The sequence below is a fragment of the Acidovorax sp. DMC1 genome (assembly GCF_056314325.1).
Genome location: NZ_JBQUYO010000002.1, coordinates 79,816 through 93,795, shown reverse-complemented (window position 1 = coordinate 93,795; position 13,980 = coordinate 79,816). Strand labels below are relative to the sequence as shown.

Genomic DNA, 13,980 nt, shown 5'->3' with positions numbered 1-13,980 from the left:
CTTCCAACGTGTCGTTGCCCGTCCCGCCGATCAGAGTGTCGTTGCCGTCGAGACCGATAACCCAGTCGTTTCCCGCCAGTGCATTGATGGCATCGGCATCGGGCGTACCGGTGATTTGATCTGGACCGGGGGTCGGCACGTTACCGAGGAGTTCGTTCAATGTTTTGGTGCCGTCTGTGAACTGGAAAAGTTCAGCATCGCGTGCAGTCACCGTCTGCCCGTTGCCGGTGAGAACAACTTCTGTAGCGGCAGGCAGGGAGACTGCGTAAGCGCTACCGGCGCCAGCCAGCACGATGGTGTCAGTGCCAGCACCGCCAATGACCGTGTCATTGCCAGCACCACCTTCTAAAGTGTCGTTCCCAGCACCTCCAGTTAACACATTGGCTACCGCATTTCCATAAATAACATCGGAGTAACCTGTACCGGTGGCGTTCTCGATTACCACACCGTAGGCAATGCCAAGCGTATCCCGCAAATTAAAGCTGCCATTCCAGATGGAAGCACCAATGGAAGACAAAGTGCCGGGGCGCAAATTGATGATGGCGCCTTGTGTCTGATTGGATGCGTCGATGTGGTCTATTCCACCAGCATCCCAGATGGTTTCGAATATCTGGGCACCCGCGCTCCATGAGTAGACGGTATTCGTTGCCTTGTAGGCCATATTGGCGCCGTACATGGCCTGCAACGCAGCAACGTCGTCGATCATCGGCGTTGTCGGGAAGTAGCTCAGGTTGTAACCAGAACCTAACGATTGCCCCACGTAGCCACGGTAGCTCATGATGGAGTACTGCAGCACATCGTGCCCCGGAACGGGAGTGTTCGTCGTAGAAGTATGGGGGTGATTCAGGCCCATGGCGTGGCCGAGCTCATGAATGAACGTGTGGTATCCATAACCACCCACCACAGGATTCTGATAGTCGCTATAGGCCGTACCAAACCATACGTTCCCCCCGCTACCCAATGTCGATGGAAAGTACGCGAGCGCCGTCGAAGGTAAATCCGAGTTGCCCCAGCGAATGTCGCCAGCAGAGGTAGCTGTGTCAGTTACTTGCGAAAAGTTGAGGTTGGCCACATTGGCATATTTCTGCATGGCCGACTGCGCGGCCGTTTTCTGTGCGGGATCAAAGGACGAGGTGACACCGCTGTTCCCCTCGTTCTCGTTATAGATTGAGGTACCCTGCACAAGGAAGCTGTAAGTCAGGGACACGCCGTTGCCAACCCCTTCGATACCCCACTTCTGACCCCCAGCTAGATTGCGAACTGAGAGCCCCTCAATCGAGAAGTCGCCGATTTCTGTTGACGGATCGAACTGATACACCCCCAAGACGCTGGCCCCGATACCGTTGCCGCCCCCTGAATAGCTTTGGCCAAACGCAGCTCCATCAGGCTGTGCAGCTATCAATGCATCGTTGCTGTCAGTGGGATACAGCGGAACGTAAAAAAGCGAAGGAGACGGGCTGCTCATGTCTGCACCAAAAATTCAGAATTGCTCAGATTATCGAATAGCGCCAGTGCGCTTAACTGCATTCGCCCGATTGAGCAAGAAATATCTGCGCATCCGCCAAAGGGCTTGCTGGTCCTATCGAGACAGTCTACGACCGATATTTTTGGAAGCGCATCCTCAGAGGCTGCATTCGAAACGCCGTAAGCGCCCCGCGCAGAAAAAGCCCACTCGCGGTAGAAAAATTGGCGTCAACGTGTCTGATGACGAGCAAACTCGAAAGCCTCGTGTGTACTTAGGAAAACCCGACCTTGTAGGGTTTTACCCAGTACCGTTCCGTTTAGCCGGTCCAGGACAGGGCCCTTGATTTCAGAGAAGAAAAGCAAGACACCGTGTCGCATCAGGCTTATGTTGAGATCGGTCAGTATGCCAAGCGCAGTGGTGTCGATCTGGTTGATGGCAGAGCACACTAGAAGCACATGACGCGTGCCGGGCAGTGAGGCAACAAGACTTTCTATCCTGTCCTGCAGTGCTTCGGCGTTTGCGAAATGAAGGCTTTCATCCACCCGTACAGCAATCAGGCCGGGCTCTGTTTCCACCGTGTGACGGGTCACGTTGCGAAAGTGCTCCGTGCCTGGCACGCGCCCCACCACCGCAATGTGCGGATGGCTGCTGCGCCACACCAATGTGCCGAGCGACAACGCCACTCCCATCAAAATGCCGACTTCCACGCCAAAAGCGACCACACCTCCTGCAGTGGCCAGCAAGGCCATGGCGTCGGCCTTGTCGTAGTGCCAAGCCTCGCGCAGTGTCTCGACGTCGATCAGGGACACCACTGCCACGATGATGGTGGCTGCCAGCACCGCGTGGGGCAAATAGTGAAACACCCCTGTCAACGCGGCAATCACCGCACCCATCAGCACTGCAGAAATGACACCTGCCAAGGGCGTGTTGGCCCCGGCCGCAAAATTGACGACCGAGCGCGCAAAGCCGCCCGTGACGGGAAACCCACCCGACAGCGCGCTGGCAACGTTGGCAGCCCCCAGGCCCAGGAGTTCCCGGTTGGGCTGAATGCGCTGCTGACGCTTGAGCGCCAGCGATTGCGCCACCGACACGCTTTCGACAAAGCCCACCAGTGAGATCAACAGCGCAGGCAACCACAGCGAGCCCACAGACGCCATCGAAACCGCCGGCAACCCGAGTTGCGGCAGGCCTTGGGGCACCGTGCCCACAATGCTGACCCCCGCCGTCTGGTCCCAGCGCATGGCGGCGACCAAGGCGGTGGACACCATCACGGCCAACATGGGCGCCAGCTTGGATGCGATATCCGCCAGGCGCGGACTGGCACCCAGGCGAACCAGCCATGGGGAAAAGGACTTGCGCGCCAGCACCAGAAACAACACGCTGCCCGCACCAATTCCCAGCGTGACGAGGTTGGTGCCAGGCGCCGCGTGGACCAGTTGAACCACGGTGTCAAAGACATCGGTGCCGCCAGCCTTCACGCCCAGCAGGTGCTTAATCTGCCCCACAGCAATGAGCACAGCCGAGCCAGAGATAAAACCGCTGATCACCGGATGGCTCAAAAAATGGGCCAGAAAACCCAGTCGCAACACCCCGAACAGCAGCAACATGCCCCCGGACAGCAGCGACAGCAACATGGCCAGCGCCACGTAGTCGGGCGATCCAGCGGCGGCCAGGGGCTGCAGGGCGCTCGCCGTCATGAGCGAAGCGACTGCCACCGGGCCCACGGCCAGCGTCATGCTGGACCCCAGCGCGGCATAGGCAATGATCGGCAGGATGCTGGCGTACAAGCCCACTTCGGGGGGCAAGCCCGCCAACAGCGCGTAGGCCAGGCTCTGCGGGATCAGCATCACAGTCACGATCACGCCGGCAACCATGTCGCCGGAGAGCCAGGCCTTCTGGTAGTTGCGGACCCAACCAGGAATGAAGTTCATGAGGGTTCCTGGGTGATCAGGACGCGTCGGCGTCTAGGTCCTGCGCCAGCCCGAACAACTGTGCAGACCGAGCACCTGAACGGCAAAACGCCAACAGGGGCTTGGGGGCAGCGATCAGGACCTTGTGCATGGCCTGCACCTGTTCCGGCGTGATGGAGCCACTGACCACGGGCAGATACACATAGTGCAGCCCGGCCACCGTGGCAGCGCGCTCCATTTCAGGGCTGGTGGGCTGTGCGCCACCGCCCTCCCCGTCGGGCCGGTTGTTGATGATGGTCTTGAAGCCCTGCTGGGCCAAAGCGGCAAAGTCCGTGGTGGCCAGCTGCGGCGACACAGCGAAGTCAGGGGTCAAGGCAATGATTTGCAGCGGCATATCAGCGGGCTCCGGTATGGGTGGATGGGGTGCGGTGGGACATGCGTTCGGCCAGTTCGAACAGCCACATGCCCGCCAGCATGGCGATCACAAACACGATGGCTTTGGGCTGGCCCGCACCCGCCGAAACAATGGCTGGGCCCGGGCAAAAGCCGGCGATGCCCCAGCCCGCGCCAAAGATGAGGCTTCCGACGACCAGACGGCGATCAATGTCGCGCGACGTGGGCAAGTGCATGGCGCCGCCCAGGAAACTGGTGGTCCGCTTCTTGGCCACGGCGAAGGCAAAGACGCCCACCGCAATGGCTCCGCCCATCACAAACGCCAGCGATGGGTCCCACAAGCCAGCCAGGTCCAGAAAACCCAGCACCTTGGCCGGGTCGGTCATGCCCGAGACGATCAGGCCCAATCCGAAAATCAGGCCCACCACAAACTCCGAAATACGATTTTTCATAGCGATCAATGCTCCGATGAATGGGGGTGCGTTCAAGCCAGCGCGTGCCGGATGAGGAAGACTGTGACGAACCCGGCACCCATGAAGGCCAGGGTGGCCACCAGAGACCGGGGCGACATGCGCGAGAGTCCGCACACGCCGTGGCCGCTGGTGCAGCCCGATCCGTAACGGGTGCCAACCCCCACCAGCAGGCCGGCGATCACCACCATGCTCCAGGTCGCATCAATGCGCGGCTGCGTGGGGCCAAACACCAACCAGTAAAGGCCAGGCGCCACCAACATGCCCAGCACAAAAGCCAGGCGCCAGCCCATGTCGCCCGCGCGGGGACGCAGCAGCCCGCCCACAATGCCGCTGATGCCCAGGATGCGCCCGTTGAGGAGCACAAAAAGCGCCGAGGCAAGGCCCAGCAAAACGCCACCGGCTAGGGCAGCCCAAGGGGTGAAATGGGTCCAATCGATCAGCATGGTTTGCTCTCCTGGGCAGGGCCACAAAATTGTTCAAACAGAACGTTCATCACCGCCAGGGCCTGGGGGCTGGCGATCTCGTAATAGATGTTTTTGCCTTCGCGGCGGGTGTTGACGAGGCCCTCCTCGCGCAATACGCCCAGCTGTTGGGACAAGGTGGGCTGGGAGATGCCCACCAACTCCTCCAGTTCGCCCACCCGCTTTTCGCCCTGCGTCAGCTGGCACAGCAGCAGGAGGCGGTCGGGGTTGGACAAAACCTTCATCAAGCGGCAAGCGCTGTCGGCTGACCTGCGCAAGGCTTCCAGGTCCATTTGTGCTTCTGCGTGCATGGTGGCGCGCTCCTTTTCAAATTCGATGTTGATATTCTATTGACTAACAATCTATATGTCAATAAACTATAAATATCGAAATTAAATACGGAGCCCTTCGATGAAACCCCAGATAGAAGCCTTCTTTGATGACGCCACCTGGACGGTGAGCTATGTGGTGTTCGATCAGCCTGGTGGCCACTGCGCGGTGGTGGATTCGGTGCTGGACTACGACCCGAAGTCCGGCCGCACCCGCACACGGTCTGCCGACAAGATCATCGCGTTTGTGCAAGGTCAGGGATTGACGGTGCAATGGATTCTGGAAACCCATGCCCATGCAGACCATTTGTCGGCCGCGCACTACCTTCGCGACAAGCTGGGCGGAAAAATCGCCATTGGCGCGTCCATCACGCAGGTGCAGGACGTGTTCAAGAGAGTCTTTCATCTGGAGCCCGAGTTCCGTCCGGACGGCAGCCAGTTCGACCAGCTGCTGCACGACAACGAGGTGTTCCACATCGGCCAGCTGGAGGCCCAGGCGCTGGCAGTGCCCGGCCATACCCCCGCCTGCATGGCCTACCAGGTCGGTGACGCCGTGTTTGTGGGCGACACCCTGTTCATGCCCGACGTGGGCACAGCGCGCTGCGACTTCCCCGGCGGCAATGCCCACACGCTTTACCAATCGGTGCGCAAACTGCTCAGCCTGCCGGATGAAACCCGCCTATTCATGTGCCACGACTACCCCCCTGCAGGGCGCGCCGTGGCGTGGCAAACCACCGTTGCCGACCAGCGGGCCAAGAACATCCATGTGCACGACGGGGTGAGTGAAGAGGCCTTTGTGGCGCTGCGCACCCAGCGCGACGCGACGCTGGAGATACCCGTGCTGATCCTGCCCTCGGTGCAGGTCAACATCCGTGCGGGGGAAATGCCGCCGCCGGAAGCCAATGGCGTGACCTATCTCAAGATTCCCGTCAACGCGCTGTGACACGCTGCCGCATCCGCACCACCCTACCCACCGCAGGAACGCTGACATGAAAACAGCCCACGATCTCGTCACCGCCGCCAAGGCCCTGGTACAGGAGGCCCCACTGGACCAAGCAGACGAAGCCATCCGCACCGCCGACGTGCTGATCGATGTGCGAGAGGCGGACGAATACCAGGCAGGACACATCCCGGGCGCGATTCACGCATCGCGCGGGGTGCTGGAGTTCCGCCTCAGCAGCACACCCGAACTCAGCGCGCGTGACCTCAAGGTGGTGCTGTACTGCAAGACCAGCGGCCGTGCCGCACTGGCCGCGCGCGCCATGCACGACATGGGCTATCTGCAGGTGCAATCCATCGCTGGCGGCTTTGACGCCTGGGTGGCTGCAGGCAAGCCTGTCGCGGCGCCTGCGTCCCCCTCATTCGACTGACCGGGCAGAGAGCGCATTCCGCGTTCGCTGCGCTTGTGCAAGCAGGGCCCATCCCGGGCCATAACCTCAGAGCAAGGAAATCATCATGAACATCAACGTTGGAACCGTGGACCGCGTGCTGCGCGTCTTGGCAGGCCTGGTCCTGATCGCACTGGCCGCCACCGGCACGGTGGGCTGGTGGGGATGGCTGGGCGTGGTGCCACTGGCCACCGGCCTGTTCCGCTTCTGCCCGGCTTACACGCTGCTTGGCATCAACACCTGTCCCATGAAGAAATAAACCGCCGGCAGGCGCCGGCACGCGCAGAGGCCGGTGCCCGCAAGGCCCCAGCAAGGAACCATTCCATGAGTACGTTCGACCACACCAGCCTGATCCAGGGCATCAACGAAAGCCTGGCCACCTTCCGCAAGGCTCAGCCTGACGCCATGCGGGGCTTTGCGCAGCTTGCGCAGGCCTCCATGGCGGAAGGGGCGTTGACCAGCAAGCACAAGGAGCTGATTGCCCTGGCCATCGGCGTCACCCAGCGCTGCTCCGGGTGCATCGGTTTTCATGTCAAAGCACTGCAAAAGCTCGGTGCCACCCGCGCAGAGCTGGAAGAAATGTTGGCCGTGTGCGTCTACATGGGCGGCGGCCCTGCACTCATGTACACGGCCGAGGCCCTGAAGGCCTGGGACACCATGGCCGCAGCCAGCGCACCCGCCGCAGCCTGACGCAGCGGCCCTGCCATCCGTCCGCTGCCGTCGCACGCTCGACACCCCGGCGGGTCATCCGCCAAACCGATGGTGATAAATCGGTTTACATTTTGGGCATCTATCCGCGAGACTGTTACCAAAACAGGAGGGGGTGTCCATGCAATCTCATCGTCGTTATGGGTTGGAACGGGTGTTGTCCAAGGCATGGGCCGCAGGGGTCATCTGCGCGGCATTGCTGGCCGCGAGCAACGTGCAGGCACTGGAGCCACCCACCGGCCCTGTCATCCTCACCATCGACGGCGCCATCACGCAGACCAACCGGGGCCCGCAGGCGCAGTTCGACATGAAGATGCTGGAGAAGCTGCCGCAGCATAGCTTCTCCACCCAGACCCCCTGGTACCCCAGCGCCGTCACTTTCACAGGCCCCCTGCTCCGCGATGTGCTGGCAGTGGTGGGTGCCAAGGGCACCAAGATCACCGCAGTGGCCCTCAATGACTACAAGACCGAGATCCCGGCCGACGACGCCACCAAACACGACGTGATCGTGGCGCGCCTGATGAACAACCGGCCCATGCCCATCCGCGAAAAAGGCCCGCTGTTCATCGTGTACCCGTTTGATACCAAGGCCGAGTTGCGCAGCGAGCTGTACTACAACCGAGCGGCCTGGCAGCTCAACGCACTGCACATCCGGTAGTCGCCCTCCCCGCCCCGGCCCACCCGTATGCTGCGCAGCCAACACATCCTGCGGCTCATCATTGCGGGGCTGGTGCTGGCCTATGTAGCCATTGCGGCGGTGCAATACGGCCAGTACCGCAGTGTGGAAGCCGTCATGCGGCGCGGTGATGTGAATGCGCTGTGGTCGTTCTTGCAGCTCAATGTGGAGTATGAAAAGCTGGACCACGCGCTGCACCAGTTCGAGCTGGACCCCACCAGCATCACGATGGACAAGCTGGAGCTGCGCTACGACCTGTTCCTGAGCCGGTTCAGCGCGCTGGAAAGCGGCACCTCGCGCACGCTGATGCAGGACGAGCCCATCTACAGCACTGCGCTGGCCGCCCTGCAGCGGTTTGTGGCAGCAGGCGACAGCTACTTTGGCGCCAGTGTGGACGCCACCTCCAGCCAGACCAACATGCGGCGCCTGCGCATCGAGCTGGATGGGCTGCGCGAGACGGTGCAAGAGCTGTCGCTCAGCGCTTCGCGCGTTTCGGCCCTGCTGGGCGACTCGCGCAACGCCGAGGTCAAGCACCAGACCTTGTTGACCACCGGGCTCACCGCCTTCCAGGCGCTGCTCACCTTTTTGCTCGCTTTTGCCATGGCGCGGCAGTTCTTGCAGCGCGAAAAGGCCACGGCCCAGGCCATGGCAGCGCAGAGCGAGCTGGTCGAGGCCCTCAAGCGCAATGAAGAGGTGCTGGAGGCGCGTGTGGCGGAGCGCACGGTGGAGCTGCAAAAGGTCAACGCGGCCCTGCGCGAACACGAGGACGAGCTGGAGATTGCCCGCGCCCGCGCCGAGGATGCCTCCCAGATGAAGTCGGACTTCCTGGCCAACATGAGCCACGAGATCCGCACCCCCATGAACGCGGTGATCGGGATGAGCCACCTGGCCCTGGGCACCGACCTCACGCCGCGCCAGCGCGACTATGTGGAAAAGATCCAGCGCTCTGGCCAGCACTTGCTGGGCCTGATCAACGACATCCTGGACTTCAGCAAGATCGAAGCCGGCAAGCTCGAAGTGGAGGTCGTGGACTTTGACCTGCGCGGCGTGCTGGACAACGTGGCCAACCTGGTCAGCGACAAATGCGCCCACAAGGGCCTGGAGCTGCTGTTCGATGTAGACCCTGCACTGCCCGACGACCTGCGCGGCGATCCGCTGCGCCTGGGGCAGATCCTGGTGAACTATGCCAACAACGCGGTCAAGTTCACCGACACCGGGGAAATCATCGTGCGCGTCACCGAAACAGAGCGCGACGACACCGGCGTGTTGCTGCGATTTGAGGTGCAGGACACCGGCATCGGCCTGACGACCGAGCAGCAGTCGCGGCTGTTCCGGTCGTTCGAGCAGGCCGACACCTCCACCACGCGCAAATACGGCGGTACCGGGCTGGGGTTGGCCATCTCCAAGAAGCTGGCCGGGCTGATGGGGGGCGAAGTGGGGGTACAAAGCCAGCCGGGGGCCGGCAGCACCTTCTGGTTTACCGCCCGTCTGGGGCTGGGCAACCCAAGCCATGCGCCTCTGCTACCCACGCCCGACCTGCGCGGGCGTCATGTCTTGGTGGTGGACGACAGCGAACAGGCCCGGCACATCCTGGGCGAGATGCTGGCCCGCATGAGCTTTACGGTCACCACGGCCTCTTCCGGAGAGGAGGCCGTGGCCCAGGCCCGCGCTGCCGAACAGGCCGGTCGCCCTTGTGAGATTGCATTCGTGGACTGGAAGATGCCCGGCATGGACGGGTTTGACACCCACCGCGCACTCGCCCAGCTGCCGCACCCACCCCACACGGTCATCGTGACCGCTGCTGGCCGCGACGACGTGCAAAGCGAGCTAGAACGCGCCGGGCTGCAACTGATGCTGTCCAAGCCCGTCAGCCCCTCGCAACTGTTTGACGCCGCCATGCAGGCACTGGGCGGACAGGCCTGGTCGTCCGACGGGCGTGCCGCACAGGCACCTCGGCGCGCTGCACACCTTTCTGCCATTGCGGGCGCACGGGTGCTGCTGGTGGACGACAACGACCTGAACCAGCAGGTGGGTGCCGAGCTGCTGAGCGGCGCGGGCTTGGTCGTGGATGTGGCCCAGAACGGGCAGGTGGCGCTGGACATGCTCGCCCAAACCCCTTACGACCTGGTGCTGATGGACATGCAAATGCCCGTGATGGACGGCCTGACCGCCACCCGGCACCTGCGCCAAAACCCCGCCTGGGCCCAGTTGCCCGTGCTGGCCATGACAGCCAACGCCATGAGCCGCGACCGCGACCTGTGCCTGGAGGCGGGCATGAACGGCCACTTGGCCAAACCCATCGACCCGGACGAACTGTTTGCCGCGCTGCTGCAATGGATTGCCCCAAGGGCCACCGGCGCGGCTGCGGCAGACCGCCTCAACGCCGAACTTCAAGGGCAGCCAGCGGGTGACGCAGATAACCCGCAAGCACCGCCCCACACCGCCCCCGCGCCTTCTGCCGATGACGCATTGCGCCACATCCCAGGGCTGGACGTGACCGCCGGCCTGCGGCGCGTGCTGGACAAACGCCCCGCGTACGAGGGCCTGCTGCGCAAGTTCGTGGCGGGGCAAGCACATGCCGTACAGGCCACGCGCACGGCCCTGGCCGCCGGGCAGCACGACGAAGCCCAGCGCGCCATGCACACACTCAAAGGCACAGCCGGCACCATCGGCGCCAGTGCACTCGCTGCCCTGGCGCAACGGGCGGAAGAAGCCATCGCCCAGAAGACCTCACCCGAACTGACAGAGCCATTGCTGGAGCCCGTGGAAGCAGCATGCCGGGCACTGGTCACAGCGCTGCAGCAAGCCCTGCCCGCAGAGGAAGTTGCGGACGCGGACACTGGTCCTGGCCTACAGATCGACGCACCGGCTGCGCGTGCGCTGGTGGCGCAGCTCGACGCCCTGCTGTCCGACGACGATTCCGACGCCATCGAAATCTTCAAGGACTCCGCGCCCGCCCTGCAAACCCTGCTCGGGCCCGCGTATGGCCAGATGAAACGGTCGCTGGACAGCTATGACTTTGTGGAGGCACTGGCCATACTGCGGCAGGCCCCCATCGCACACCATGATTACAAGGAGGACCCGGTTCATGAATAGCCCATTCGCACCCAGCGGCAAATGCACGGTGCTGGTCGTAGACGATACGCCCGACAACCTCTCGCTGATGAGCGACCTCCTGCGCACCGACTACAAGGTCAAACTCGCGCCCAGTGGTGAGCGTGCGCTGCAGATCGTGGCAGGCGACAGCAAGCCCGATCTGATCCTGCTGGACATCATGATGCCGGACATGGACGGCTACGAGGTACTGCGCCGCCTGCAGTTCAACCCCGACACTGAAGACATCCCCGTGATCTTCCTCACCGCCATGAGCGCGGCCGAGGACGAGAGCATTGGCCTGGAGCTGGGTGCGGTGGACTACATCACCAAGCCCATCAACCCCGCCATCGTGATGGCACGGGTGCGCAACCACCTGCAGCTCAAGCGCGCGCGCGACTTTCTGGCCCAGCACAACCATTTTCTGGAGCAAGAGGTGGCCAACCGCACGCGCGCCATGGCCGAGCTGCAGGACGCCACCATCCGCGCCATGGCCTCGCTGGCCGAAACGCGCGACAACGAAACCGGCAACCACATCCGGCGCACGCAGCATTACATGGAGACGCTGGCCCGCCACCTGCAAAACCACCCGCGCTTCAAGGATGAGCTGACCGACGCCGCCATCGAGACTATCTTCAAGTCCGCCCCGCTGCACGACATTGGCAAGGTGGGAATCCCGGACCGCATCCTGCTGAAGCCCGGCAAGCTCACGCCCGAAGAGTTCGAGATCATGAAGACGCACACCACCCTGGGGCGCGACGCCATCATCGCGGCCGAGACGGGCACCACACAGGACAACCCGTTCTTCCGGTACGCCAAGGAGATCGCCTACAGCCACCAGGAGAAATGGGACGGCTCAGGCTACCCCGAGGGCCTGGTGGGCAACACCATCCCGCTGTCTGCGCGGCTGATGGCCGTGGCCGATGTGTATGACGCACTGATCTCCGAACGCGTCTACAAGCCCGCCTACTCCCACGAGCAGGCAGTAGAGATCATCCGCGATGGCCGGGGCAGCCACTTCGACCCCGACATGGTCGATGCCTTCCTGACCTTGTCCGAGGAGTTCCGGCGCATCGCCCAGCAGTTTGCCGACGCCGAACCCGCGCGGCTGGCCGAGGTGGACCGGCTGGCCGCCGATCTGCCCATGGAACGCATCGAACTGACTTCGCGCGAAGAGCCGCTTTGAGTGGCTGTGCCCTGCGCGGGGGGCCTCAAGCGCTGTGGCTGTGCCCGTCCAGGGTGGTGGTCGTTGTGCGGTGCCCGTTCAGCCCCAGCTTGGCCAGCAGTTGCACATCGGCATCCACATCGGGGTTGCCCGTCACCAGCAGCTTGTCGCCATAAAAGATGGAATTGGCCCCGGCCATGAAGCACAGCGCCTGCACCGCTTCACCCATCTGCTGGCGCCCGGCCGACAGGCGCACGCGCGCCTTGGGCATGGTGATGCGGGCCACCGCAATCACGCGCACGAAGTCCAACGGGTCGATAGGTTCGCTGTCGGCCAACGGCGTGCCGGGCACGCGCACCAGGCTGTTGATGGGCACCGACTCGGGGTACGGCTGCAGGTTGGCCAGCTGCGCAATCAGGCCCGCACGGTGCACCGGCGCCTCGCCCATGCCCACAATGCCACCGCAGCACACGCTGATGCCCGCGTTGCGCACGTTCTGCAGCGTGTCCAGCCGGTCCTGGTAAGCGCGGGTGCTCACCACGTCGGTGTAGTACTCGGGCGCGGTGTCCAGGTTGTGGTTGTAGTAGTCCAGCCCGGCGTCTTTGAGCGCCTGCGCCTGGTGCGATTCGAGCATGCCCAGCGTGGCGCAGGTCTGCAAGCCCAGGCCTTTTACGGCACCGATCAGGGCGCTGACTTTTTCAATGTCGCGGTCCTTGGGCGCACGCCAAGCGGCGCCCATGCAAAAGCGCGTGGCGCCAGCGTCCTTGGCGGCCTGGGCGGCACGCACCACCTCCTCCACTTCCATGAGTTTTTCGGCTTTCACGCCCGTGTCGAACTCGGCCGCCTGCGGGCAGTAGCCGCAGTTTTCAGGGCAGCCACCGGTTTTCACCGACAGCAGTGTGGCTAACTCGATGTCGCCTGCCGGCCAGTGCTGGCGGTGCACGGTTTGCGCCTCAAACAGCAGGTCCATCAACGGCTTGTCGAGCAGCGCCTGGATGGCCTCGACCGACCACTCACCCTGCACGGCCGGCGCAGGGACGGGGCGATGGATCTGGATGGGCTGGGGGGCGGAGAGGGTTGCATTGGCCATGGGTGGATTCCTTTCGAGAGCCTGCTGCTGCAAGCACCAGGGATTGCATCAGTGATCACACAAAGCGCCACATCACGGTGTTCCAAAGAGCCACCCTGCGTCGCTATCGCCATGATTTTGAAGGAGATTTTGGTGCAATTGCCCTCAACATGGTCACAAAAGGTGCCACTGTTTTTAGGCCCACAACTGCCCCGATCTTTCCGGACAAAACGCAGAAAAAGGCGGCCGTTGGCCGCTGTAGAGAGCACGTTAAAACAGCGGCAAAACCCGCCCTCACAACATGCTCCCAACGGGCGGCTTTGGCTTGCATCTTGCAGCCGGGGCCCGCTTGCGCGGCCCGAAGTTAGACCAAGTTAGATGCAGGCCGGGTCCCGCTCGGACCGCAGTCTGGCCACAGCGCCTGCAACCAGGCACGCCAATGCCAGCCCGTCAGCCACCACAACGCGCTGCAAATGCAGGTTGAAGCCGCCGGTGGACCACGCCAGCAGCAGGAACGAGAGAACACTGACCGCGCCCACAGTCAGCCCCAGCCACTGGTAGGCAGGCTTGAACGCCGCCCCCATGCAGATACCACCCACAATGCCAAACAGCACGGCACGGTGGCGCAACAGGATGAGGGTGTTCGGATCAGAAGGGGTCGTGCCGTAGAGGCTGGCCAGTGGCGCAGCGCCGAATACGCCGAGCAACGGAATCAGGTGGATGGCACCTGCGAGCATCAGGGCCAGAGAAGCAATTTTTTGCATGGGCAGGCGACACCAAAGACAAGGTGCCGCTGTTGTAGCCCCCGTCGGGGCCGACGACCATGACGTGCCCGGTCATGGACACCGCG

At 62.9% G+C, this 13,980-nt stretch carries 15 protein-coding genes; 7 read left to right on the top strand and 8 right to left on the bottom strand.

Annotated elements, in window-relative coordinates; translation table 11 throughout:
* The 6 genes from ACT531_RS04845 to ACT531_RS04820 form a co-directional block, all read right to left on the bottom strand.
* The coding region (locus tag ACT531_RS04845; RefSeq protein ID WP_476016677.1) for a M10 family metallopeptidase at positions 1 to 1,465 on the bottom strand (1,465 nt) is incomplete at its 3' end.
* Between the two features lie 227 nt (positions 1,466 to 1,692).
* Positions 1,693 to 3,396, bottom strand: a complete 1,704-nt coding sequence (locus tag ACT531_RS04840; protein WP_476016676.1) for a SulP family inorganic anion transporter — start codon at positions 3,394 to 3,396, stop codon at positions 1,693 to 1,695.
* Between the two features lie 16 nt (positions 3,397 to 3,412).
* Entirely contained in the window at positions 3,413 to 3,769 is a 357-nt protein-coding gene (locus ACT531_RS04835; protein ID WP_476016675.1) for a protein tyrosine phosphatase family protein, read from the bottom strand.
* A gap of 1 nt (position 3,770) precedes the next feature.
* Positions 3,771 to 4,220 carry a DUF6691 family protein gene (locus tag ACT531_RS04830; protein ID WP_476016674.1) on the bottom strand — a complete coding sequence of 150 codons (450 nt, stop codon included), beginning with the start codon at positions 4,218 to 4,220 and terminating at the stop codon, positions 3,771 to 3,773.
* A 32-nt stretch (positions 4,221 to 4,252) separates the two neighbouring features.
* On the bottom strand, positions 4,253 to 4,684 hold the full coding sequence (locus tag ACT531_RS04825) for a YeeE/YedE family protein (protein WP_476016673.1): 432 nt from the start codon (positions 4,682 to 4,684) through the stop codon (positions 4,253 to 4,255).
* A complete protein-coding gene (locus ACT531_RS04820) occupies positions 4,678 to 5,013 on the bottom strand; it encodes an ArsR/SmtB family transcription factor (RefSeq protein ID WP_060984746.1) in 336 nt (111 codons plus the stop codon). The genes ACT531_RS04825 and ACT531_RS04820 overlap by 7 nt, the downstream gene beginning before the upstream one ends.
* Positions 5,014 to 5,113: 100 nt before the next feature.
* Here ACT531_RS04820 and ACT531_RS04815 point away from each other — a divergent pair, with 100 nt between their 5' ends.
* The 7 genes from ACT531_RS04815 to ACT531_RS04785 all read left to right on the top strand — a co-directional run bounded on the left by ACT531_RS04815 (position 5,114) and on the right by ACT531_RS04785 (position 12,082).
* Positions 5,114 to 5,974: an MBL fold metallo-hydrolase gene (locus ACT531_RS04815; RefSeq protein ID WP_476016672.1), complete on the top strand. Its 861-nt coding sequence runs from the start codon at positions 5,114 to 5,116 to the stop codon at positions 5,972 to 5,974.
* 46 nt (positions 5,975 to 6,020) lie between these two features.
* The gene (locus tag ACT531_RS04810) at positions 6,021 to 6,401 is read left to right on the top strand and encodes a rhodanese-like domain-containing protein (protein ID WP_476016671.1); all 381 of its coding nucleotides are present in this window, start codon (positions 6,021 to 6,023) and stop codon (positions 6,399 to 6,401) included.
* A gap of 85 nt (positions 6,402 to 6,486) precedes the next feature.
* On the top strand, positions 6,487 to 6,678 hold the full coding sequence (locus tag ACT531_RS04805; RefSeq protein ID WP_015014124.1) for a YgaP family membrane protein: 192 nt from the start codon (positions 6,487 to 6,489) through the stop codon (positions 6,676 to 6,678).
* 65 nt (positions 6,679 to 6,743) lie between these two features.
* Positions 6,744 to 7,109 carry a carboxymuconolactone decarboxylase family protein gene (locus ACT531_RS04800; RefSeq protein WP_015014125.1) on the top strand — a complete coding sequence of 122 codons (366 nt, stop codon included), beginning with the start codon at positions 6,744 to 6,746 and terminating at the stop codon, positions 7,107 to 7,109.
* 139 nt (positions 7,110 to 7,248) lie between these two features.
* On the top strand, positions 7,249 to 7,785 hold the full coding sequence (locus tag ACT531_RS04795; protein ID WP_476016670.1) for a putative pterin-binding protein: 537 nt from the start codon (positions 7,249 to 7,251) through the stop codon (positions 7,783 to 7,785).
* 27 nt (positions 7,786 to 7,812) lie between these two features.
* Entirely contained in the window at positions 7,813 to 10,899 is a 3,087-nt protein-coding gene (locus tag ACT531_RS04790) for a hybrid sensor histidine kinase/response regulator (protein ID WP_476016669.1), read from the top strand.
* Positions 10,892 to 12,082 (top strand): response regulator, encoded by a 1,191-nt coding sequence (locus ACT531_RS04785; RefSeq protein WP_209819665.1) that lies wholly within the window; start codon positions 10,892 to 10,894, stop codon positions 12,080 to 12,082. The genes ACT531_RS04790 and ACT531_RS04785 overlap by 8 nt, the downstream gene beginning before the upstream one ends.
* A 25-nt stretch (positions 12,083 to 12,107) precedes the next feature.
* Here ACT531_RS04785 and bioB read toward each other — a convergent pair whose 3' ends face one another.
* Positions 12,108 to 13,151: a biotin synthase BioB gene (gene bioB, locus ACT531_RS04780; RefSeq protein WP_295938656.1), complete on the bottom strand. Its 1,044-nt coding sequence runs from the start codon at positions 13,149 to 13,151 to the stop codon at positions 12,108 to 12,110.
* A 353-nt stretch (positions 13,152 to 13,504) separates the two neighbouring features.
* Positions 13,505 to 13,894 (bottom strand): phosphopantetheine adenylyltransferase, encoded by a 390-nt coding sequence (locus ACT531_RS04775; RefSeq protein ID WP_291446660.1) that lies wholly within the window; start codon positions 13,892 to 13,894, stop codon positions 13,505 to 13,507.
* Positions 13,895 to 13,980 lie beyond the last annotated feature (86 nt).

Excerpts from the sequence above, each read along its gene's own strand:
- ACT531_RS04840 (WP_476016676.1), bottom strand. The coding sequence starts at position 3,396 with ATGAACTTCATTCCTGGTTGGGTCCGCAACTACCAGAAGGCCTGGCTC.
- ACT531_RS04835 (WP_476016675.1), bottom strand. The coding sequence starts at position 3,769 with ATGCCGCTGCAAATCATTGCCTTGACCCCTGACTTCGCTGTGTCGCCG.
- ACT531_RS04830 (WP_476016674.1), bottom strand. The coding sequence starts at position 4,220 with ATGAAAAATCGTATTTCGGAGTTTGTGGTGGGCCTGATTTTCGGATTG.
- ACT531_RS04825 (WP_476016673.1), bottom strand. The coding sequence starts at position 4,684 with ATGCTGATCGATTGGACCCATTTCACCCCTTGGGCTGCCCTAGCCGGT.
- ACT531_RS04820 (WP_060984746.1), bottom strand. The coding sequence starts at position 5,013 with ATGCACGCAGAAGCACAAATGGACCTGGAAGCCTTGCGCAGGTCAGCC.
- ACT531_RS04815 (WP_476016672.1), top strand. The coding sequence starts at position 5,114 with ATGAAACCCCAGATAGAAGCCTTCTTTGATGACGCCACCTGGACGGTG.
- ACT531_RS04810 (WP_476016671.1), top strand. The coding sequence starts at position 6,021 with ATGAAAACAGCCCACGATCTCGTCACCGCCGCCAAGGCCCTGGTACAG.
- ACT531_RS04805 (WP_015014124.1), top strand. The coding sequence starts at position 6,487 with ATGAACATCAACGTTGGAACCGTGGACCGCGTGCTGCGCGTCTTGGCA.
- ACT531_RS04800 (WP_015014125.1), top strand. The coding sequence starts at position 6,744 with ATGAGTACGTTCGACCACACCAGCCTGATCCAGGGCATCAACGAAAGC.
- ACT531_RS04795 (WP_476016670.1), top strand. The coding sequence starts at position 7,249 with ATGCAATCTCATCGTCGTTATGGGTTGGAACGGGTGTTGTCCAAGGCA.
- ACT531_RS04790 (WP_476016669.1), top strand. The coding sequence starts at position 7,813 with ATGCTGCGCAGCCAACACATCCTGCGGCTCATCATTGCGGGGCTGGTG.
- ACT531_RS04785 (WP_209819665.1), top strand. The coding sequence starts at position 10,892 with ATGAATAGCCCATTCGCACCCAGCGGCAAATGCACGGTGCTGGTCGTA.
- bioB (WP_295938656.1), bottom strand. The coding sequence starts at position 13,151 with ATGGCCAATGCAACCCTCTCCGCCCCCCAGCCCATCCAGATCCATCGC.
- ACT531_RS04775 (WP_291446660.1), bottom strand. The coding sequence starts at position 13,894 with ATGCAAAAAATTGCTTCTCTGGCCCTGATGCTCGCAGGTGCCATCCAC.